Source organism: Streptomyces sp. L-9-10, assembly GCF_004151105.1.
In the GTDB taxonomy this organism is placed as follows: Bacteria; Actinomycetota; Actinomycetes; order Streptomycetales; family Streptomycetaceae; genus Streptomyces.
The window spans coordinates 125794-148074 of sequence record NZ_PHRF01000064.1 but is presented as its reverse complement, the minus strand read 5'-3'; the positions used below and the strand labels follow the sequence as shown (position 1 = coordinate 148074).

Sequence of the window (22281 nt, the reverse complement as noted above, 5' to 3'; positions counted from 1 at the left end):
CCTGCCTGACACGGAGCGCGTGTACGCGTCGCGGCCCGGACCGCTTGCCGGTGGTCCGGGCCGCGACGCGTACACGCGCTCCGTGCTTACGTTTGCCGTGTTCTACGACTGCCGAGGCGTCTCGTCCGGGTCCGTGTCCGGCTCCAGGAAAGGCGCCAGCAGGCCCGGAACCGCCTCGTCCGCGAAGGCCAGGCCCTCGCCCCACGCCGCGTCGTACACGTGGTACGCGCCCTCGCCCGCGGCCGTGGTCGCCGTCAGTGTCAGCAGGCCCGCGCGGCGCTGGAAGTACGACTGCTTGACCGTCCAGCCGATCACACCACCGCGCTGGAGGGCGACCGTCGCGCGGCGCACCGTGCCGGAGCGGGCCACGAGATAGCCGCCGCTGAGGCCATGGCCCAGGTTGCGGTAGGCGTCCAGGGCCAGCAGCACGGCCACCGGCAGCAGGATCACCGCACCGACCGCCGCGATGAAGAGCAGGACGTCGGTCAGCAGCAGGCCGAGAACGGCGAGGATCACGACCGGAACCAGCGCGTACGCCACGGACCAGCGCAGCCGGCGCCCCCGCGCGGCACGCGGGTGCGGGATCAGGGTCACGCTGCTCGTCGGGGACACGGGCTCGCGCAGGACCTGCGCCGCCACCGCGTCGGCCAGCGCCCGGGGCGCGGCCGGCAGCAGCGTCTTCTTGTCGCTGCGCGCGTCCTCGTCCTCCTGGGCGAGACCGGTGGCGACCGCGTCCATCCTGGCCGCGCCCGCCATCCGGACCCCGAGCGGCTCGACCAGCTCCACACCGCGCAGCCGGCGCTCCTCGATGGAGATGGAGCGGGAGGTGAACAGTCCGCGGCGGACCCGGAGCGTACGGCCGGGCTCCCGCTCCAGACGGTAGTTCCACCACATCTCGATCCACAGGCCCAGTGACCCTATGACGCCCACGAGGGCCAGCACGGCGAGCAGGATCACGCTCCCCCAGAGGATCGAGACGGTCCGGAAGTAGTCGCCCAGCCATTCGAACAGCCGCAGCTGCATGCCGACCCAGTCGCTGAGCTGCACCAGTCCCCCGGCCGCCGAGGCACCGAGCAGCGGGGCGACGAAGGAGAGCGGCGCGTAGCGGATCCACCGCCGGTCGAATGAGGCCAGCGTGCCGTCGCTGTACGCCCCGGACGTCTCGGGGATCCGGTCGAGCAGTTCGCTTCTGAGCCACTCGCCCTCGGCGCGGGTGACGGGGTCGAGTTCCAGCGTGGATTCCCCGCCGGTCTGCTCGCCGGTGCCGATCCGGACCTTCACCAGCCCGAGGACCCGGAGCAGGGGATGGGCCGTCAGGTCGACGCTCCGTATCCGCTCACGGGCCAGCGACCGGCGCTTCAGCAGGAACAGTCCGGTACGGAGTTCGGCGCGCTCGGGTCCTATCCGGTAGCGGGTGCGGCGCCACCGTATGTAGTCCGCGCCCGTGACGCAGACGATCAGCAGCACGGCACCGGCCGACACCCAGCCGATCGCCGTCAGCGACCCCAGGCCGCCGGCCATGCCGGCGAAGGACGGCACACCGGCGACCACGGCGACCCCGGCCATGAGCACTACGGTGACCAGGAGCGTACGCCGGTCCAGCCGCCGCCACTCCCCCTCCGCGGGCCCCCCGGACTCCGCGGGCTCGCTCATGTCGCGTCCCCCGGAGTGGCCTGCGTGATGTGCGTCAGCTGCTCGGCCAGCCCCGCGGCCAGCTCGTGGTCGAGCCCCGCGATCCGCACGGCGCCCTTGGCGGACGCGGTCGTGACGGTCACCGTGGAGAGCTTGAACAGCTGCTCCAGCGGACCGCGCACGGTGTCCACGGTCTGGGTCCGGGACATCGGCGCGATCCGCCACTTCTGCCAGAAGAAGCCGGTGCGGACATAGACGGCCTCGTCCGTCACCTCCCAGCGGTGCACCCTGAACGACCACATGGGTATCAGTGCCGTACAGGCCAGCCCGAGCACCGCCAGCACGACGGCGGGGACCAGCAGCCAGGTCCGTGCCGGGGTGATGAGCGCCCCGAGCAGGACCAGCACCCCCACCGGCGCCACGGTCAGCAGCAGCCACCGCGTGCGCCACCAGCCGATGGCACGCCTGTCCAGCGTGTTGTTCGGCGGCCTCAGCCGCCGGCCCCCCTCCCCCGTCATCGGCTCAGCGCCCCCGCAACGAGCGGTACGCCCCGACCAGTGTGGAGGTGGAGGAGTCCAGCCCCTCGCCCGGCTCGTCGCCGGTGAGGACGGGCTCGATCTTCTTGGCGAGGACCTTGCCCAGCTCGACGCCCCACTGGTCGAAGGAGTCGATGTTCCAGACGGCGCCCTGGACGAACACCTTGTGCTCGTAGAGCGCGATCAGCTGGCCCAGGACGGACGGGGTGAGCTCCTCGGCGAGGATGGTGGTCGTCGGGTGGTTGCCACGGAACGTCTTGTGCGGCACCAGCTTCTCCGCCACCCCCTCGGCCCGTACCTCGTCGGGGGTCTTGCCGAAGGCGAGCGCCTGGGTCTGGGCGAAGAAGTTGGCCATGAGCAGATCGTGCTGCGCGACGAGTCCGGGCGCCAGATCCGCGACAGGCCGGGCGAAGCCGATGAAGTCGGCCGGGATGATCTTGGTGCCCTGGTGGATCAACTGGTAGTACGCGTGCTGCCCGTTGGTACCCGGCGTGCCCCAGACGACGGGCCCGGTCTGCCAGTCGACCGGATTGCCGTCCCGGTCCACCGACTTGCCGTTGGACTCCATGTCGAGCTGCTGGAGGTAGGCGGTGAACTTCGACAGATAGTGGCTGTACGGCAGGACCGCGTGCGACTGGGCGTCGAAGAACGCCCCGTACCAGACACCCAGCAGCCCGAGCAGCAGCGGCGCGTTGGCCTCCGGGGCGGCGGTACGGAAGTGCTCGTCGACGAGGTGGAAGCCGTCGAGCATCTCGCGGAACCGGTCGGGGCCGATCGCGATCATCAGCGAGAGCCCGATGGCCGAGTCGTACGAGTAGCGCCCGCCGACCCAGTCCCAGAACTCGAACATGTTGGCCGTGTCGATACCGAACGCGGAGACCTTCTCGCTGTTCGTGGAGAGTGCCACGAAGTGCTTGGCGACGGCTTCCTGTCCGGCCCCGAGCCCACTGAGCAGCCAGTCGCGCGCGGAGGTGGCGTTGGTGATGGTCTCGATGGTGGTGAAGGTCTTCGACGCGATGATGAACAGCGTCTCGGCCGGGTCCAGGTCCCGTACGGCCTCGTGCAGATCGGCTCCGTCGACATTGGAGACGAACCGCACCGTCAGCGCGCGGTCGGTGAAGGACCGGAGCACTTCGTACGCCATCGCGGGCCCGAGATCGGAGCCGCCGATACCGACGTTGACGACGTTCTTGATGGGCCGGCCGGTGTGGCCCGTCCACTCGCCCGACCTGATCCTGTCGGCGAAGGCGCTCATCTTGTCGAGCACGGCGTGCACCGCCGGTACGACGTTCTCGCCGTCGACCTCGATGACGGCGTCACGCGGGGCGCGCAGCGCCGTGTGCAGTACGGCGCGGTCCTCGGTGGTGTTGATCTTCTCGCCGCGGAACATCGCGTCCCGCAGCTCGGCGACTCCGGTGGCCGCGGCCAGCTCGCGCAGCAGCGCCAGGGTCTCGCCGGTCACCAGGTGTTTGGAGTAGTCCAGGTAGAGGTCGCCCACCTGGAGGGTGTAGCCGGCGCCGCGCGCCGGATCGGCGGCGAACAGCTCTCGCAGATGCGTCTGCCCCAGCTGCTCCCGGTGCTTGCCCAGTGCGTCCCACTCGGGCCTCCGGGTCAGCCTGGTACGGCTTTCCGCGTTCATCTCGGACATCAGCCCACTTCTTCTCGTGCCTGCGTGCATGCCCTGTTGCCTGTCCAACCTAATTGATCAGGGTGAACGGCGACGCTACGGGGACACCACGGGAACGAAAGCAGAGCAAAAGGGGACATAAACGCTTCGGCCGGACACCTGTGGGGTGTCCGGCCGGAAAGACGTGTCTAGATCTCGCCGCGCAGTTTGGCGAGTGCTTCGGCGAGGATCGCTTCGCCGTCGGCGTCGCTGCGCCGTTCCCGTACATAGGCGAGGTGCGTCTTGTACGGCTCGGTGCGCGGCGGGTCCGGCGGATTGTCCCGGTCCTGACCGGCCGGGAATCCGCAGCGCGGGCAGTCCCACGTCTCCGGAACCTGCGCGTCACTGGCGAAGCTCGGCACCGTCTCGTGCTCGTTGGAGCACCAGAAGGAGATGCGCAGGCGGGGCGCGGACTCGCCGCGCTCGGCCTCACCCATCGGCCCCGCTCCGACCCGGCTTCCCCGGATCGCGTTGCCACTTGCCACGGTCGTAACTCCCTGCGTGATGGTGCCGCAAAGCATCGAGAGGCAGCTCCGCTGCCGGGCGCCCCAGTCTACGTAAGGCCCAACGCGCGTCCAGTGAAGGGAGTTACCCCCTGCCGCCGGGCGCGGAACCCATGATAGGCCGCGCCCGCGCCGCCGTACCGTGCGTACGGTCAGCTGTCCAGCTTCAGCACCAGGCCGAGAACGACAATGCACGCGAACCACAGCAGACCGACAACCACGGTGATGCGGTCGAGGTTACGCTCCGCGACGGAGGAACCACCGACGGACGACTGCATTCCGCCACCGAACATGTCGGAGAGGCCGCCGCCCTTCCCCTTGTGCATCAGCACCAGCAGCATCAGCAGCAGGCTGAAGACGATGAGGGCGATCGAGAACCCCATAACCACGGCTGGACCAACTTCCTCGGACTGACAGGACCGACAGGACTGAAAACGAACACTGAGAACGAACGACGCAGAACGAACAGCACGAAACGAACGACGGGGACCGACCGGGCTCCTCCGGTACACATAGTCGCGCTACGCGTACGCGGACATTGCCCATTCGGCCCCCGCCAGGGTACGACGGATCCGTGCTACCGCATACTCACTGGTCGCGGAAGCGCACGATCTTGACGAACTCGTCGGCGTCCAGCGCCGCCCCGCCCACCAGGGCGCCGTCCACATCGGGCTGCGCCATGATCGCGGCCACGTTCCCGGACTTCACCGAGCCGCCGTACTGGATCCGGACCTTGTCGGCCAGCTCCCGCGAGTACAGCTCGGCCAGCCGGCCGCGGATCGCCCCGCAGACCTCCTGGGCGTCCTCGGGGGTGGCGACCTCGCCGGTGCCGATGGCCCACACCGGCTCGTACGCGATCACGACGGACTCGGCCTGGTCGGCCGGTACGTCCTTGAGACCGCCGTCGAGCTGGTTCAGCGTGTGCTCGACCTGCCGGCCCGCCTTGCGGACGTCCAGGCCCTCGCCGACGCAGAGGATCGGGGTCAGACCGTGCTTGAACGCGGCCTTCACCTTGCTGTTGCAGATCTCGTCCGTCTCGGCGTGGTACTGCCGGCGCTCGGAGTGGCCCACGGCGACGTAGGCGCACTTCAGCTTCGCCAGCATCGGGCCCGAGATCTCGCCGGTGTAGGCGCCGGAGTCGTGCGCCGAGATGTCCTGGGCGCCGTACTTGATCTTGAGCTTGTCGCCGTCGACCAGGGTCTGTACGGACCGCAGGTCGGTGAAGGGCGCCAGGACGGCGACCTCGACGGCGTCGTAGTCCTTGTCGGCCAGCGCGAAGGCGAGCTTCTGGACGTGCGCGATGGCCTCAAGGTGGTTGAGGTTCATCTTCCAGTTGCCCGCCATCAGCGGGGTACGGCCGGCCTTTTCGGATGAAGCAGTCATACGGGGGTCAGTCCTCCAGTGCCGCGAGGCCGGGGAGCGTCTTGCCCTCGAGGTATTCGAGGCTCGCGCCGCCACCGGTCGAGATATGGCCGAATGCCTTCTCGTCGAAGCCCAGGATCCGGACGGCGGCGGCGGAGTCGCCACCGCCGACGACGGAGAAGCCCGGGGAGTCGACGAGCGCCTGGGCGACGGCCTTGGTGCCCTCGGCGTAGTCGGGGTGCTCGAAGACGCCCATGGGACCGTTCCAGAACACGGTTTCCGCGTCGGCGAGCTTCGAGGCGTACAGACGGCCGGTCTCGGGGCCGATGTCCAGGCCCATCTGTCCGGCCGGAATGGCGTCCGCGGCCACTGTCGTGGGGTGCGCCGGCGCCTTGGTCCCGAGGTCCGGGAACTCCGGTGCCACCAGGACGTCCACGGGGAGCACGAACTCCACCCCGCGCTCGTCGGCCCGCCTCAGATACTCCTGGACCACCGGGATCTGGTCCTCCTGGAGCAGCGAGGAGCCGGTCTCGTGGCCCTGCGCCTTCAGGAAGGTGAAGACCATGCCGCCGCCGATCAGGATGCGGTCGGCCCTCTCCAGGAGATGGTCGATGACCCCGAGCTTGTCGGAGACCTTGGCGCCGCCGAGGACCACGGCGTAGGGCCGCTTGACGTCGTCGGTGAGCTTCTTGAGGACACCGACCTCGGTGGCGATCAGATAGCCCGCAGCGTGCGGCAGGCGGGCCGGCAGGTCGTAGACGGAGGCGTGCTTGCGGTGCACCGCCCCGAAGCCGTCGCCCACATAGAGATCGGCCAGCTCGGCGAGCTGGTCGGCGAAGGCGCCGCGCTCGGCGTCGTCCTTGGAGGTCTCGCCCGGGTTGAAGCGGAGGTTCTCCAGGACGGCGACCTGGCCGTCGGCGAGGGCCGCGACCACGGCCTTGGCGGACTCGCCGACCGTGTCGGTCGCGAACGCCACGTCGGCGCCCAGGAGTTCACCGAGGCGCGCGGCGGCGGGGGCGAGTGAGAAGGCGGGGTCCGGGGCGCCCTTGGGACGGCCCAGGTGGGAGGCGACGATCACCCGGGCGCCCGCCTCGGCGAGCCTGGCGACCGTCGGCTGTACGGCCCGGATACGGCCGTCGTCGGTGATGGTGGTGCCGGCGAGCGGCACATTGAGGTCGGCGCGGACGAATACGCGCTGTCCGGCGACCCCTTCTGCGAGAAGTTCGTCGATCGTCTTCATCTGCTGCGGGACTCCTTGAGATGTCTGGACAGGCCAACAGGGCTCGAACGGCGCCGCTTGTGCGCCGGCCGAACCCTGTCGCTCATACCGAGATGCCTACCGGCCCTGAACTCAGCGGCCCTGGATCAGAGCTGGCCGCCGACGAAGACGGTCAGGTCGACCAGACGGTTGGAGTAGCCCCACTCGTTGTCGTACCAGCCGATGACCTTGACGTTCTTGCCCTGGACCATGGTCAGGGAGGAGTCGAACGTGCAGGAGGCGGGCCAGTTGACGATGTCCGAGGAGACGATCGCGTCCTCGGTGTAGTCCAGGATGCCCTTGAGCTGACCCTCGGCGGCCTTCTGGAACGCGGTGTTGACCTCGTCCTTGGTCACCTCGCGCTCCAGCTCGATGACCAGGTCGGTGACGGAGCCCGTCGGGACCGGGACGCGCATCGCGATGCCGTCGAGCTTGCCCGCCAGCTCCGGGATCACCAGAGCGGTGGCCTTGGCGGCACCGGTGGTGGTCGGGATGATGTTCTCCGCGGCGGCCCGCGCGCGGCGCAGGTCGCTGTGCGGGAAGTCCAGGATGCGCTGGTCGTTGGTGTACGCGTGGACCGTCGTCATCATGCCCTTGACGATGCCGAAGTTCTCCAGGAGAACCTTGGCCATCGGCGCCACACAGTTGGTGGTGCAGGAGGCGTTCGAGATGACGTGGTGGTGGGCCGCGTCGTACTTGTCCTGGTTGACGCCCATCACGATGGTGATGTCCTCGTCCTTGGCCGGAGCCGAGATGAGGACCTTCTTGGCGCCGCCCGCGATGTGCTTCGAGGCGTCGGCCTTCTTGGTGAAGATGCCGGTCGACTCGATGACGATGTCGACACCCAGCTCACCCCAGGGGATGTCGGCCGGGTTGCGCTCCGAGAGCACCTTGATGGTGTGGCCGTCGACCGTGATCGTGTCGGCGGTGTGGGTCACCTCGGCCTTGAGGCGCCCCAGGATGGTGTCGTACTTCAGCAGATGCGCCGTGGTCGCAGTGTCACCCAGGTCGTTGACAGCCACGATCTCGATGTCTGCACCCTGCTCCAGCAGCGCGCGGAAGTAGTTACGACCGATGCGGCCAAAGCCGTTGATGCCTACGCGGATCGTCACGAACCGATCTCCTCGTTGGTACGCCGGTTTTCGACGCCGGCGAGTTGTATGGGATGTCCCCGACCGCTTATGACCCTACCTCTCCACGGGCCGCGTGGTGACATCGAGTGGCCACCCGATCCGCCGGCGGCCCGTTCCCGTCGATACGGGGTGACGAGCCGCCGCGGACCCGGTGACCGGCCCCTGGCGAGGAGCTGTCCTCACGGTCCCGCCTGCCCTCCGGGCGGACGGCGCCGCCTGAGGACAGGCCCTAGCCTCGCAGGGCGCGCAGCGCCTTGCCGAGCAGCGTCGCGCGCTCCCCGGCGTCCGGCACATGCTCCAGACCGAAGCCGAACAGCACGGTGTTACGCGTAGTGACGGACGCGTACGAGGTGAACAGAGCCTGGGAGCGCGCCCAGTCGCCCTCCACCACGGGGCTCCCGGCCGGCGCGCCGGGCGTGGTCCAGGCGCCGAGGGAGGTCTCGAAACCCTCGGACTCGCGGTCCGCGCCGCCCACGACGAGCTTCGCGTCGTCCGCGAACAGCCCGAGCCCGCCGCTGCCGGGGTCGCTGATGTAGCTGAGCGAGATCTCGGCCTTCTTGCCCGCGTAGGCGCTCAGGTCGAAGGAGACCTGCCGCCAGCCGTTCGAGCTGCCGGTGAAGCTGTTCCAGGAACCGCTGGTCCCGGTCGCCGTGCAGCCGTCCGCGCCGAGGGTCAGGTAGTGGCCGAGGAAGGGATGGCCTTCGAGGTAGAACCCCGCCCCGCACTCGGCCGGGACGGCCGCGCTGGTCGCGCCGCCGGCCTCGGGAAGGGTGGTCCAGTCCTCGGCCCCGGCGGTACGGGCCTCCAGGGCGGCGTGGTCGTAGCCCTGCTCCGTGTTCCAGTTGAGCGCGAAGCGGAGGGCAGGCTTGTCGGCGGCGGTGACCCCGGTGAGGTCGACGGTCCGGCTGAGCCTGCTCCATTCGTTGTCCTGGTGCGGGACCGCCGCCATCCACTGGCCGGCGTACGGGGCGTACGGGTTCGTGACCCCGGTGTACGAGCCCGACCCGGCGCTCCTGAACTGCGGGAACTCCTTCGGGTCGAGGGTGTCGGAGGTGACGGTGTAGGCGCCCGCGGGGTCCAGCGGGTTGCCGGGCAGCCCGGCGAGCGATCCGGCCGCGCCCGCGAGCGCTCCCTCACCGGTGAAGCCGGTGGCACCCGGCGTGGACGACCGTCCGTACGCGCCCAGGTAGTACTGGCTGAAGTCGTCGGTCACGGTCCGTCCGACCTGGGCGTCGCCGCCCGCGCGCCGTCCCGCCTCGATCAGTTCGCCGCCCTCGTTGAGGAAGGCGCGCAGGGCCAGCTGCGTGGGTCCGCCCGGGGCGGCCGCGCCGGTGTAGTGGACCGCGGTGGAGAAGTGGCTGAGGATACCCAGCGGGTGCGGTGCGCCCTGGGTGGCGACGTCCCAGACGGCGGCGGTACGGCCGTTGGCGCGCAGGGCGTCGGTGTAGGCGCGGAGCTGCTGCGCCGGCGCCCCCTCCTCGGCGATCACGAGCGTGTCGGCGCGGGGGCGTTCGGCCACGGTGTACCGGAAGTGCTCGCTGGACGTGGACTTTCCGCTCCTGGTCCGTCCGGTGAACCAGACCTCGACGGTGTCACCCGGACGAGCGTCCTCGATCTCGGCGCGGTACTCGTCGAAGTGGAGGTTGTCCTCGCCTCCGTAGGTCTCGCCGCCCTTCCACGCCTTGAGGTCCTCGTCGTGCGTACGGCCGCCGTTGACGCGGTAGTTGAGCTCCTTGTCACGGACCGACCTGCGGGCGGTGACGGAGACCTCCTGGTCGGCGCCGCGCGCGTACGAGGTGGTGAACGGGTCGGGGGTGAAGTCGGGGGCGGTGAGGCCGACCGGGGAGGAGGGCTGGTCGGGGTGGGCGGCGGTCTCGGCGACGGAGAGCGCGAAGGGGACGTTCTTGGCGAACTCGTCCTGGATCAGCTTCTCGTCGTCGGGGAAGTTGAAGCCGGACCGGCAGTCCCTGGCCTCCCAGGCGTCGTCCGGGTCGACGGCGGACGCGGTCTGGCAGGTGGTCATCTCCGGGGTGAACATCATCGTTCCGTTGACGTTCGCCGCGTGCCCGTCGGCCTCACCGTTGGTGGTGTACAGCTCGGAGGAGACCTGCGGGTAGTAGCCGGGGACCGCGGGGTTCTCGGGGGTGCCGGCGAGCGCCTTGTAGAGCACGTCGTCGGGTGTCGGGGTGGCGACCTGCCAGCCCACGCCGTAGAGCAGCAGTTCGGCCGCGGAGTGGTAGTTGATGCCGTAGTCGAAGCCGATGCGCTTCTGGAAGCGGTCGATCGCCTGGGTCTCGGGCTCGGAGCCCGGCCCCGCGCCGCGGTAGGTCTCGCCGGCGGGCCGGGGCGACGAACCCTCGTCGTCGTAGCCCCACTTGTAGGGGAAGTTCCGGTTGAGGTCGACCCCGTCGCCGGAGGCGAGCTTCCCGTCGCCGTCCACGTCCCGGAGGTTCTTGCGCCACAGCCGGGCGCTGTCCGAGCTGTGCGTGTAGTCGTAGCCGTCCGGGTTGGCGGAGAGGACGAACCACAGTTCGGTGGAGTCGACGATCCTGGTGATCCGCCGGTCCTTGCCGTAGTTGTCGATGTAGTGGTGCATCAGCCGGCGCGTCATCTCGGGAGTGATCCACTCCCTGGCGTGCTGGTTGGACATGTACAGCACGGACGGCTTGGCGCCGTCCTTGGTCGTCCGGGCCCCCTTGCTGAGCTTGAGGGCCAGGATGTCCTGGCCGTTGAGGGTCTTGCCGATGGAGACGACCTTGGCGATCCGGGAGTTGGCCTGTCCCGTCTCGACGATCTCCTCGCGGAGGTTGCCCGCGCCGCTGTACGGGCGGAACACCCCGTCCCCCGCCGCCCGCAGCCGGGCGCCCGCCTTCGCGGACACCTTCCGTTCGGTGGCCTCGACACCCTGCTTCGCGAGGGCGCGCGCCTGCGCGTCGGTGAGGAACAGCTCGACGCTCGCCGTCCCCTTCTCGGGAGCACGCTCCGTCAGCTCATGGGCGTCCTGACCGGCCGCGAGAAGCAGCGGTATCTGCTCCTTGGTGACCTCGGCGTCGAAGACCTTCACGGCGTCCGCGCCCGGTGCCGCCTCGGCGCCCGGCGCGGATCCGGGCCGTGCCTGGGCGGTCGGCGCCGCCGTGATGCCCGCCAGCAGCAGCGCGCCCGCCGCGAGGATCGATCCCGCTCTTCGTCTCATGTGCCCCCCTTGCTGTTGTCTGCCACATCCGTGGACAGACGCCAGGCTCACCACCCTCCATGATCATGTCAAGGGTGTGTCGAGGGGCGGTGAAATGCCTGCTGCCGACACCTATTCGGCGCCGGCAGCGGGCAGTTGGGGATGGCGGGCGGACGGCGCTACTTTCGCGACAGGGCCCAGGGTCTTTCGTTTGGATCAGGCCGGATCAGGGAGCGGGGTCTGGTGGAGGGGGTCCCTCCCGTGCCGTTCAGGCTACGGGGGAGGATCGCGAGGCGGAGGAGGGAGCCATGGCGGAGCCCTGGTGACCGACGACAACGCGGCGAGGCGCGGCCCGCCGCGGCAGCGGCTGATGTCACCGCGGGCACGCGAGCCCGGCATGATCCAAACGAGAGGCCCTAGCCGACGAGACCGTCGGCCAGGTCCTCGCTCAGATTGGACTCCGTGCCCGGAATCCCGAGGTCCTGGGCCCGCTTGTCGGCCATGGCCAGCAGCCGCCTGATCCGGCCCGCGACCGCGTCCTTGGTGAGCGGCGGGTCGGCGAGCGCGCCCAGTTCCTCCAGCGACGCCTGCTTGTGCTCCATCCGCAGCCGGCCCGCGGCGGCGAGATGCTCGGGCACCTCCTCGCCGAGGATCTCCAGCGCACGCTGCACCCGGGCTCCCGCCGCGACCGCGGCCCGCGCCGAACGGCGCAGATTCGCGTCGTCGAAGTTGGCGAGGCGGTTGGCCGTGGCACGGACCTCGCGGCGCATCCGCCGCTCCTCCCACGCCAGCACCGACTCATGGGCGCCGAGCCGGGTCAGCAGCGCGCCGATCGCGTCACCGTCCCGTACCACCACCCGGTCCACCCCGCGCACCTCACGCGCCTTGGCGGCGATCTGGAGCCTGCGGGCGGCACCGACCAGCGCGAGGGCCGCCTCGGGCCCCGGGCACGTCACCTCCAGCGAGGAGGAGCGGCCCGGCTCGGTGAGCGAGCCGTGTGCCAGGAACGCGCCGCGCCAGGCCGCCTCCGCGTCACAGGTGGCACCGGAGACGACCTGGGGGGGCAGTCCGCGGATCGGGCGGCCACGGCCGTCGACCAGTCCGGTCTGCCGGGCCAGCTGATCACCGCCCGTAATCACCCGTACGACGTAACGGCTGCCGCGGCGCAGTCCGCCCGGGGCCATCACGACGAGCTCGGAGTTGTGCCCGAAGATCTCCAGGATGTCCTTCCGCAGCCGGCGCGCGGCGATGCTGGTGTCCAGCTCCGCCTCGATCACGATGCGGCCGCTCACCAGGTGCAGCCCGCCCGCGAACCGGAGGATCGCCGAGACCTCAGCCTTCCTGCAGCACGTCCGGGTGACGGGGAGGCGGGCGATCTCGTCCTTCACCGCTGGCGTCATCGCCATGGGCCGATCCTTCCATGCATCCGAAAAATACGGTCGTACGCGGCTGCCAACAGCTCCGGATCATGGACCGGGGAACTGTCGGGCGCTGCCACCGGCGCTAGCTCGACCGCGGCACCGAACCGCTTCGCGGCATCGGAGAGTGAATCGCGGTCGGGCACGGCGGCCTGGTCGGCCAGCACCACGTCCAGGGCGAGTTTAGGGGCGTGTCGCCCCAAAACCTCCAAATGACGCTGCGGTGAGAAGCCTTCGGTTTCACCGGGTTGCGGCGCGAGGTTCAGCGAGAGGACCCGGCGCGCCTTCGTCTCGACGAGCGCGTCGAGCAGCTCGGGCACCAGGAGATGGGGGATGACCGAGGAGAACCAGGAGCCGGGGCCGAGCACCACCCAGTCGGCGTCGAGCACCGCGGCGACCGCCTCGGGGACGGCCGGCGGGTCGTGCGGCACCAGATGGACGGACTGCACCTCACCGCGGGTGAGCGCGACGGTGGCCTGGCCGCGCACCGTGTCGACCTGGTCGGGGCGCGCCGGGTCATGGCCCCGTACGAGCGCCTGGAGCTCCAGCGGTACGGCGGACATGGGCAGCACCCGGCCGTGCGCCCCGAGGAGCTTGCCGACCAGGTCGAGGGCCTGCACATGGTCGCCCAGCTGCTCCCAGAGGGCGACGATCAGCAGATTGCCCACCGCGTGCTCATGGAGGTCGCCCTTCGACTGGAAGCGGTGCTGGATCACCCGCGCCCAGGTCTGGCCCCAGTCGTCGTCGCCGCAGAGCGCCGCCAGGGCCTTGCGCAGATCGCCGGGCGGCAGGACGCCCAGCTCCTCCCGGAGGCGGCCGCTGGAACCGCCGTCGTCGGCGACGGTCACGACGGCCGTGAGGTCGCCGGTGATCCGGCGGAGCGCCGCGAGGGACGCGGACAGGCCCATTCCGCCGCCGAGCGCGACGACCTTGGGCTGGGCGCCGCGCCCCCGCGACGACAGCGCCGGGACACCCTTGCGCAGCCGGCGCATGCGGAAGGTGCGTCCGGTCACTCGCGCCCCATGTCCCGGTGGACGACGACGGTCTCGATGCCTTCGGAGACGAGGCGCGCGCCGAGCTTCTCGGACATGGCGACGGAACGGTGCTTGCCGCCGGTACAGCCGACGGCGACGGTCACATAGCGCTTGCCCTCGCGGCGGTAGCCCGAGGCGATCAGCTGGAGCAGCTCGGTGTAGCGGTCCAGGAACTCCTTGGCGCCCGGCTGGTTGAAGACATACGCGGACACCTCCTCGTTGAGCCCGGTGAAGGGCCGCAGCTCGGGGACCCAGTGCGGGTTGGGCAGGAAGCGGCAGTCCACCACCAGGTCGGCGTCGACCGGCAGACCGTACTTGTAGCCGAACGACATGACGGTGGCCCGCAGCTCCGGCTTCTCGTCCCCGGCGAACTGGGCGTCCATCTTGGCGCGCAGTTCATGAACGTTGAGGCTGGAGGTGTCGATCACCAGATCCGCGTCGCCGCGCAGCTCGCGCAGCAGCTCCCGCTCGGCCTCGATGCCGTCCACGATCCGGCCGTCGCCCTGGAGCGGGTGCGGGCGGCGTACGGATTCGAAGCGGCGCACCAGCGCCTCGTCGGAGGACTCCAGGAAGACGACCCGCCGGGTCACCTGCTTGGCGTCGAGGTCGGCGAGGGACTCGCGGAGGTTGTCGAAGAACCGCCGCCCCCGTACGTCGACCACGACCGCGATCCGCGCCACGTTGCCCTGCGAGCGGGCGCCGAGCTCCACCATGGTGGGGATCAGCGCGGGCGGCAGATTGTCCACGACGAACCAGCCGAGGTCCTCCAGACACTTGGCCGCGGTGCTGCGGCCCGCGCCCGACATACCGGAGATGATCACCAGTTCGGGGATGGCCGCCTCGACGGCGTCACCCGTCTCATGTGTGGTGCCCGTACTCACGTGCCCTGCTCCGTCCCGGTCGTGCTCAGTCATGCGTGCTGCCCCCGTTGTCTTCCATGATCTCTCCTGTTGCCGTGTTCACGGCGGGTGCCGCCGGGGCCGCCTTGGCGAAGGCCACGACGACGGACTCGGCCGTTTTGCGTCCCACGCCCGGAACCTCACAGATCTGGTCGATTGTCGCCTGCCGCAGCTTCTTCACCGAGCCGAAATGCTTGATCAGCGACTGCTTCCGCGACTCACCGAGGCCGGGCACATCGTCCAGCGGGCTGGACCTGACGCGTTTGGCCCGCTTGGCCCGCTGGTACGTGATGGCGAAGCGGTGCGCCTCGTCCCGTACGCGCTGGAGCAGATAGAGCCCCTCGCTGGAGCGTGGCAGGACCACCGGGTCGCTCTCGTCCGGCACCCAGACCTCTTCGAGGCGCTTGGCGAGACCGCAGACGGCGACATCATCGATGCCCAGCTCGTCCAGGGCCCGCTTGGCCGCCGCGACCTGCGGCTGCCCGCCGTCGACGACCACCAGCTGGGGCGGATAGGCGAAGCGTTTGGGGCGGCCGTCGTCCTCACGTCCGGGCTGTTCCAGCCGGTCCAGCTGCTCCAGCCGGTCCAGGGGGCCGACCCCGGCCGGGGACTCCCCGGGCTCTCCGGTCTCGACCGAGGACTCCCCGGGCTCCGCAGGCTCGGCTGAGGACTCCCCGGGCTCCCCGGACTCCCCCGGCTCCTCGGGCCGGTCCTGCTCCTCGGGCCACTCCCCGGTCCGCTCCTTCTCCTGGAGGTAGCGCCGGAAGCGCCGCCCGATGACCTCGTGCATCGACCGGACGTCGTCCTGTCCCTCGAAGGTCTTGATCTGGAACCGGCGGTATTCACCCTTACGGGCGAGGCCGTCCTCGAAGACCACCATGGACGCCACGACATCGTCACCCTGGAGATGCGAGATGTCGAAGCACTCGATACGCAGCGGCGCGCTGTCCAGACCGAGGGCCTCCGCGATCTCCTCCAGGGCCCGGGAGCGGGTGGTGAGATCGCTGGCGCGCTTGGTCTTGTGCAGGACCAGTGACTGCTGGGCGTTGCGCCCGACCGTCGCCATCAGGTCCTTCTTGTCGCCGCGCTGCGGAATCCGCAGCGAGACATGGGATCCGCGGCGCTCGCTGAGCCACTGGCCGACGGCCTCCGCGTCCTCCGGCAGGGCGGGGATGAGCACCTCTTTGGGGACGGCGTCCCCGCGCTCCTCCCCGTACAGCTGCTGGAGGGCGTGCTCGACGAGCCCCGCCGTCTCCACGGTCTCGACCTTGTCCGTGACCCAGCCACGCTGGCCGCGGACCCGGCCGCCGCGGACGTGGAAGATCTGTACGGCGGCCTCCAGCTCGTCCTCGGCCACCGCGATGAGGTCGGCGTCCGTGGCGTCGGCGAGCACGACCGCGTTCTTCTCCATCGCGCGGCGCAGCGCGCCTATGTCGTCACGCAGCCGGGCCGCCTTCTCGTACTCCATCTCCTCGGCGGCGTCGGTCATCCGCTGCTCCAGGCGACGGATGTACGTGCCGGTGCGGCCGGCCATGAAGTCGCAGAACTCCTCGGCCAGTTCGCGGTGTTCCTCGGGGGTGACCCGGCCGACGCAGGGCGCCGAGCACTTGCCGATGTAGCCGAGGAGACAGGGCCGGCCGGTCCGCGCGGCGTTCTTGAACACCCCGGCGGAGCACGTCCGTACGGGAAAGACACGGAGCATCAGGTCGACGGTCTCGCGGATGGCCCACGCGTGTCCGTACGGGCCGAAGTAGCGCACGCCCTTCTTCTTGGCGCCGCGCATCACCTGGACCCGGGGGAACTCCTCGTTCAGCGTGACGGCGAGGAACGGATAGCTCTTGTCGTCGCGGTACTTGACGTTGAAACGCGGGTCGTACTCCTTGATCCAGGAGTACTCCAGCTGGAGCGCCTCGACCTCGGTGGAGACGACGGTCCACTCGACGGACGCCGCGGTGGTGACCATGGTGCGGGTACGCGGGTGCAGACCCGCGAGGTCCTGGAAGTAATTGGCGAGCCGCTGACGCAGGCTTTTCGCCTTCCCGACATAGATCACCCGCCGGTGGTCGTCACGGAACCTGTAGACCCCCGGCGAGTCGGGGATCTGTCCCGGCTTGGGGCGGTAGCTGGAGGGGTCGGCCATGCCGTCCACCCTACTGTCGGGGACCGACAGCAGGACCGCGCCGGGGGTACCGCGACGGCTCTCAGGCCCGGGGGCCCGCGATGAGCTTGCCGCCCTCCGCCGTGACCGGGACCTCGGGCAGCGGCTCGGTCGCCGGACCCTGGAGCGCTTTGCCGTTGGTGACGTCGAACTTGCTGCCGTGGCACGGGCAGTCACCCACCGTGCCCTCCAGCTTCTCCAGGAGGCAGCCCGCGTGGGTGCACTGCGCGCTGAACGCCTTGTACTCCCCCTTCGCGGGGCAGCTCACCACCAGTCGCTGCTCCCGGTAGAGCTTCGCGCCGCCGACCGGCACCTCCGCCGCCGCGCCGAGGTCGACCGGTGCGGTGGGGGTGGGGTTCTCGGCGTGGCCCAGCTTCGACTCGGTGGAGCAGGCCGCCACCCCCAGCCCGGCCGCACCGGCGAGCGCGGCGCCCTTCAGCACGGTGCGACGAGCGGCGGACGGGCCGGGCATGGGTGTCTCCACTGGGTCGGGGGCCGGTGACGGCGGGGGCCGGTGACATACGCGACGATACCGGGGCCGTTCCGGCCGCTCTTCAGCGGCTGCCCCGCCGGTGGCGCACGCCTTCGAGGAACGCCCCGACCGCCGCCCGGAAGCCCTCCGGGTCCTCGGTCCAGGGCAGGTGTCCCGCGCCCGCCAGCGTCGTCCTGGTCACGTCGGGGAGCGCGCGCTCCAGCGAGTCCACGGACCAGCGGGGCCGGATGTCGCCCTCCCCGTCCACGATCAGCACGGGGACACGCAGCGCCGCGCACCGCTCCCGTAGTCCGTGGGTGGCCGAGGGCCGCTTCAGCTCCGCGCCGATGGTGGCGTTGCACGCGTAGTTGACGCCGAACCACGGGCTCGCCATGGCCTCGGCGTGTGCCTGCGCGCGGTCGCGGTCGGTGAAGTCCACCGACCACTGGAGGACCGCGTACTCCCGGTCCTCCGCGTCCGTACGGCCGTCGCCGCGCTCACGCAGTTCCTCCCAGCGCTTCCGCCGGCCGGGGCGCTCGCCGAGCCTGCGGTGGAACGCCTCCTTGTATGCCGGATGCCAGGTGGAGTCGTCGTCGATGCCGGTGCCCGAGACATAGATCAGCCCGCCGACCCGGGCGGAATGGGCCAGCGCGTATTCCAGGGCCAGCCGCGCGCCCCAGGAGTGGCCGAGCAGCGTGACCCGCTCCGGCCCGAAGTGGCGCCGTACGGCTTCGAGGTCGGCGATCGAACGGTCGGTGCTGTACGGGCCCGAGCGCTGGGAGCGGCCGCAGCCCCGCTGGTCCCAGCGGTACGCCGGGGTGCCGGGGAGCAGAGCGGCCGGCTCGTCCAGGGTGTCCCAGAGGCCCGGCCCGCCATGGCAGAGGATCACGGGCTCGCCGGGGCCGCCGCCCGTGCGCGTGGCCCAGAGCCGTACCCCGTCGTCCGTCAGAACCGTCTCGTCCCGACCCGCCCCGTCCGCACCCGTCCCGTCCGCCCCCGTGTCGTCCACACCTGTCTCGTCCATCCCAGGATTGTGCCGAGTCCGGGGGCGACGGGACAGCCGTTGGTCACGAGGCGACGCGGGGCCTGAGCGCCCCCCGGGGCGCCCCCGGGAGGGCCCGACGCACCCGACACACCCGGCGCCCCGGGCACCCCCGGGGTCAGGCGCGGCGCGAGCGCGCGGTGGTCTTCTTCGCCGCCGCCTTCGCCGGTGCCTTCCTGGCCGCCGTCTTGCGGGTGGTGGCCTTCTTCATGGGCGCCGCGTCGCTGATGCTCTCGGCGTCCAGGATCTCCCGCAGGAACTTTCCGGTGTGGCTGGCCGGGACTCCGGCCACCTGCTCCGGGGTGCCCTCCGCGATCACCAGACCGCCGCCGTTGCCGCCCTCCGGTCCCATGTCGATCACCCAGTCCGCCGTCTTGATGACGTCCAGGTTGTGCTCGATCACGATCACCGTGTTGCCCTTCTCGACCAGTCCGGAGAGCACCGTGATCAGCTTGCTGATGTCTTCGAAGTGCAGACCGGTCGTCGGCTCGTCCAGGACGTAGACCGTGCGGCCGGTGGACCGCTTCTGCAGCTCGCTCGACAGCTTCACCCGCTGCGCCTCACCGCCCGAGAGGGTCGGCGCGGACTGGCCAAGCCGGACATACCCGAGGCCGACCTCGTTGAGCGTCCTGAGGTGCCGCGAGATCGTCGGGACGGCCTCGAAGAAGTCCAGGGCCTCCTCGATCGGCATGTCCAGCACCTCGGCGATGGACTTGCCCTTGTAGTGGACCTCCAGGGTCTCCCGGTTGTAGCGGGCCCCATGGCAGACCTCGCACGGGACGTAGACGTCCGGCAGGAAGTTCATCTCGATCTTGATCGTGCCGTCGCCCGAGCAGTTCTCGCAGCGGCCGCCCTTGACGTTGAAGGAGAAGCGCCCGGGGAGGTAGCCGCGGACCTTGGCCTCCATCGTCTCGGCGAAGAGCTTGCGGACATGGTCGAAGACACCGGTGTACGTGGCCGGGTTGGAGCGGGGCGTACGGCCGATGGGCGACTGGTCGACATGGACGACCTTGTCGACCAGATCGTCGCCGTCGACCCGGGTGTGCCGGCCGGGCACCGACTTCGCGCCGTTCAGCTCGCGCGCCAGATGCGTGTACAGGATGTCGTTGACCAGCGTCGACTTGCCGGAGCCCGAGACTCCGGTGATGGCCGTGAACACACCCAGCGGGAACGACACATCGATGTCCCGCAGGTTGTTCTCCCGGGCGCCGTGCACGGTGAGCTGCCGGCCCGGGTCGACCGGCCGGCGGATGCCCGGCGTCGGGATGGCCTTCTTCCCGGAGAGGTACTGGCCGGTCATCGACTCCTTGTTGGCCAGCAGCCCCTTCAACGGTCCCGAGTGCACGACCTTGCCGCCGTGCTCACCGGCGCCGGGGCCGATGTCGACCACCCAGTCGGCCACCTTGATGGTGTCCTCGTCGTGCTCCACGACGATCAGGGTGTTGCCCATGTCCCTCAGCCGGACCAGGGTCTCGATCAGCCGGTGGTTGTCCCGCTGGTGCAGACCGATCGACGGCTCGTCCAGGACGTACAGCACCCCGACCAGCCCCGAGCCGATCTGCGTCGCGAGCCGGATCCGCTGGGCCTCGCCGCCGGAGAGGGTCCCGGCCGCGCGGTTCAGCGAGAGGTAGTCCAGGCCGACGTCGACCAGGAACTTCAGCCGTTCGTTGACCTCCTTGAGCACCCGCTCGGCGATCTTCTTGTCCCGGGCGTCCAGCTTGAGCTCGCCCAGGAAGTCGGCGCAGTCGCTGATCGACAGCGCGGCGACCTCGGCGATGGACTTCTCCATGACCGTGACCGCGAGGACGATCGGCTTGAGGCGGGTGCCCTCACAGGTCGGGCAGGGCACCTCGCGCATATAGCCCTCGAAGCGCTCCCTGCTGGTGTCGCTCTCCGCTTCCGTGTGCCGCCGCTTGACGAAGGAGACCGCTCCCTCGAAGGCGGGGCTGGTGTAGGCGCGCTCGCGGCCGTACCGGTTCCGGTACCGGACCTCGACCTGGGTCTTGTGGCCGTACAGCAGGGCCTTCCTGGCACGCTGCGGCAGTCCGGCCCACGGGATGTCCGTACGGAATCCGAGGGCCTTGGCGAGGCCGCCGATCTGCCGTCCGAAGTACTCCTTCGTATGGCCGTGGGACCAGGGGTGGATCGCGCCTTCATCGAGTGACTTGTCCTCGTCGGGAACGATCAGCTCCGGGTCGACCTCCATGCGCGTACCGATACCGGTGCAGTCGGGGCAGGCGCCGAAGGGCGAGTTGAAGGAGAAGGAGCGGGGCTCCAGCTCCTCGAAGGAGAGATCGTCGTACGGGCAGTACAGATGCTCGGAGTACATCCGCTCGCGCTCGGGGTCGTCCTCGGGGAGGTCGACGAAGTCGAGCACGACCATGCCGCCGGAGAGACCGAGCGCGGTCTCGACCGAGTCGGTCAGCCTGCGCTTGGCGCTGTCCTTCACCGTGAGGCGGTCGACCACCACCTCGATGGTGTGCTTCTCCTGCTTCTTGAGCTTGGGCGGCTCGCTGAGCTGGATCGTCTGCCCGTCGACCCTGGCCCGGCTGTACCCCTTCGTCTGGAGATCGGAGAAGAGATCGACGAACTCGCCCTTGCGCTCACGGACGAGCGGCGAGAGGACCTGGAACCGGCTGCCCTCGGGCAGTTCGAGCACCCGGTCCACGATGGCCTGCGGCGACTGCCGGGAGATCGGCCGGCCGCACTCGGGGCAGTGCGGCTTGCCGATCCTCGCGAAGAGCAGCCGGAGGTAGTCGTAGACCTCGGTGATCGTGCCGACCGTCGAGCGCGGGTTGCGCGAGGTCGACTTCTGGTCGATGGAGACTGCCGGGGAGAGCCCCTCGATGAAGTCGACGTCCGGCTTGTCCATCTGACCGAGGAACTGCCGGGCGTACGAGGAGAGGGACTCCACGTACCGGCGCTGCCCCTCGGCGAAGATCGTGTCGAACGCGAGAGAGGACTTGCCCGACCCGGAAAGCCCGGTGAAGACGATGAGGGAGTCACGGGGGAGGTCGAGCGACACGTTCTTGAGATTGTGCTCGCGCGCGCCACGGACGATGAGACGGTCGGCCACGCCTGTCCGCACCTTTCTGGAGAGAAGCAGGGGCGGAGCCCCCTTCCCACACTAATGGGGGTCGCCAGAACGAATGGATTGCCAAGTGGTGGATCGCCGGGCTTCGGAGCGCCGGGCGGGATTCCTACATGCCAGGATGCCTCTTCCGAGCTTATAGCACGCGCATTCGATTTACGGCCGCCCGTCACCGTCTTCACCCGATCGAGTGGCGGCACTATCGTCGGCGCCATGATCGATCACGAGCGTGACCTGGCGGCTGTACGTGAAGCGACGGACCGGCTCCTCAGCGCAGCCGCCCGACTGGACAACGCGGCCCTCGCCGCGCCGTCACGGCTCCCGGGCTGGAGCCGGGGACATGTGCTGGCACATCTCGCCAGGAACGCGGACGCACTGGTCAATGTGCTCGAAGGCCGACCCATGTACCGCGACGCCGAAACCCGTGACGCGGACATCGAGCGGGACGCGTCGCGCCCGCTGGATGTCCAGCTCGCCGATGTACGTAACACCGCCGACGGCTTCCAGCATTCCGCGGCCGCGCCCGCGGACTGGACGCGCGTCGTCACGATGCGCAACGGCGTCACGGATGTGGCGGCCCGCCTCCCGTTCCGGCGGCTGATCGAGATCGAGCTGCACCATGTCGATCTCGGTATCGGCCATGAGCTGGAAGATCTCTCCGAGGAGTTCACCGAGCGCGAGACCCGCTTCCTCGTGGAGCGCTTCTCCGGGAACGCCGCCGTCCCGCCGCTGGTCCTGACCACGCCCGACGGACGGAGCCGGCGCACGGGCCGTAGGGAGGGCACCGCGCTCGCCGTGAGCGGACCCGCCGCGGACCTGATGGGCTGGCTCGCGGGCCGCAGGGACGGCGCCGCCCTGAAGTCCCCGGACGGCCCCCTCCCCGTACTGCCCCCGCTATAGGCTGA

Annotated in this window: 17 protein-coding genes; 1 reads left to right on the top strand and 16 read right to left on the bottom strand. The window is 70.0% G+C overall.

Annotated elements, in window-relative coordinates; all coding sequences use genetic code 11:
- Positions 1-102 precede the first annotated feature (102 nt).
- The 16 genes from CU044_RS17385 to uvrA all read right to left on the bottom strand — a co-directional run bounded on the left by CU044_RS17385 (position 103) and on the right by uvrA (position 21361).
- A complete protein-coding gene (locus CU044_RS17385; RefSeq protein ID WP_129769597.1) occupies positions 103-1653 on the bottom strand; it encodes a PH domain-containing protein in 1551 nt (516 codons plus the stop codon).
- Positions 1650-2150 carry a PH domain-containing protein gene (locus CU044_RS17380; protein WP_129769595.1) on the bottom strand — a complete coding sequence of 167 codons (501 nt, stop codon included), beginning with the start codon at positions 2148-2150 and terminating at the stop codon, positions 1650-1652. The genes CU044_RS17385 and CU044_RS17380 overlap by 4 nt, the downstream gene beginning before the upstream one ends.
- Positions 2151-2154: 4 nt before the next feature.
- The gene (gene pgi, locus CU044_RS17375; protein ID WP_129769736.1) at positions 2155-3807 is read right to left on the bottom strand and encodes a glucose-6-phosphate isomerase; all 1653 of its coding nucleotides are present in this window, start codon (positions 3805-3807) and stop codon (positions 2155-2157) included.
- Between the two features lie 176 nt (positions 3808-3983).
- Positions 3984-4319, bottom strand: coding sequence for an RNA polymerase-binding protein RbpA (locus tag CU044_RS17370; protein WP_078490869.1), 336 nt, complete (start codon positions 4317-4319; stop codon positions 3984-3986).
- A gap of 170 nt (positions 4320-4489) precedes the next feature.
- Positions 4490-4720 (bottom strand): preprotein translocase subunit SecG, encoded by a 231-nt coding sequence (gene secG, locus CU044_RS17365; protein ID WP_030353663.1) that lies wholly within the window; start codon positions 4718-4720, stop codon positions 4490-4492.
- A 205-nt stretch (positions 4721-4925) separates the two neighbouring features.
- A complete protein-coding gene (gene tpiA, locus CU044_RS17360) occupies positions 4926-5720 on the bottom strand; it encodes a triose-phosphate isomerase (RefSeq protein WP_129769594.1) in 795 nt (264 codons plus the stop codon).
- 7 nt (positions 5721-5727) lie between these two features.
- Positions 5728-6939, bottom strand: coding sequence for a phosphoglycerate kinase (locus CU044_RS17355; protein WP_129769592.1), 1212 nt, complete (start codon positions 6937-6939; stop codon positions 5728-5730).
- A 125-nt stretch (positions 6940-7064) separates the two neighbouring features.
- A complete protein-coding gene (gene gap, locus CU044_RS17350; protein ID WP_129769590.1) occupies positions 7065-8069 on the bottom strand; it encodes a type I glyceraldehyde-3-phosphate dehydrogenase in 1005 nt (334 codons plus the stop codon).
- 250 nt (positions 8070-8319) lie between these two features.
- On the bottom strand, positions 8320-11283 hold the full coding sequence (locus CU044_RS17345) for a M14 family metallopeptidase (RefSeq protein ID WP_129769588.1): 2964 nt from the start codon (positions 11281-11283) through the stop codon (positions 8320-8322).
- A 395-nt stretch (positions 11284-11678) separates the two neighbouring features.
- The gene (gene whiA / locus CU044_RS17335; RefSeq protein ID WP_030353658.1) at positions 11679-12668 is read right to left on the bottom strand and encodes a DNA-binding protein WhiA; all 990 of its coding nucleotides are present in this window, start codon (positions 12666-12668) and stop codon (positions 11679-11681) included.
- Positions 12659-13693, bottom strand: a complete 1035-nt coding sequence (gene yvcK / locus CU044_RS17330; protein WP_129769584.1) for a uridine diphosphate-N-acetylglucosamine-binding protein YvcK — start codon at positions 13691-13693, stop codon at positions 12659-12661. The genes whiA and yvcK overlap by 10 nt, the downstream gene beginning before the upstream one ends.
- Positions 13690-14628 (bottom strand): RNase adapter RapZ, encoded by a 939-nt coding sequence (rapZ, locus tag CU044_RS17325; RefSeq protein ID WP_129769582.1) that lies wholly within the window; start codon positions 14626-14628, stop codon positions 13690-13692. The genes yvcK and rapZ overlap by 4 nt, the downstream gene beginning before the upstream one ends.
- Positions 14621-16753, bottom strand: coding sequence for an excinuclease ABC subunit UvrC (gene uvrC / locus CU044_RS17320; protein WP_129769580.1), 2133 nt, complete (start codon positions 16751-16753; stop codon positions 14621-14623). The genes rapZ and uvrC overlap by 8 nt, the downstream gene beginning before the upstream one ends.
- A gap of 61 nt (positions 16754-16814) precedes the next feature.
- Entirely contained in the window at positions 16815-17243 is a 429-nt protein-coding gene (locus tag CU044_RS17315) for a Rieske (2Fe-2S) protein (protein ID WP_129769578.1), read from the bottom strand.
- A gap of 82 nt (positions 17244-17325) precedes the next feature.
- The gene (locus tag CU044_RS17310; protein ID WP_129769576.1) at positions 17326-18267 is read right to left on the bottom strand and encodes an alpha/beta hydrolase; all 942 of its coding nucleotides are present in this window, start codon (positions 18265-18267) and stop codon (positions 17326-17328) included.
- A 136-nt stretch (positions 18268-18403) separates the two neighbouring features.
- On the bottom strand, positions 18404-21361 hold the full coding sequence (gene uvrA, locus CU044_RS17305) for an excinuclease ABC subunit UvrA (protein WP_129769574.1): 2958 nt from the start codon (positions 21359-21361) through the stop codon (positions 18404-18406).
- 228 nt (positions 21362-21589) lie between these two features.
- On the opposite strand from uvrA, the gene CU044_RS17300 reads away from it, so the two are divergent.
- Positions 21590-22276 (top strand): maleylpyruvate isomerase family mycothiol-dependent enzyme, encoded by a 687-nt coding sequence (locus CU044_RS17300; RefSeq protein WP_129769572.1) that lies wholly within the window; start codon positions 21590-21592, stop codon positions 22274-22276.
- Positions 22277-22281: the final 5 nt, after the last annotated feature.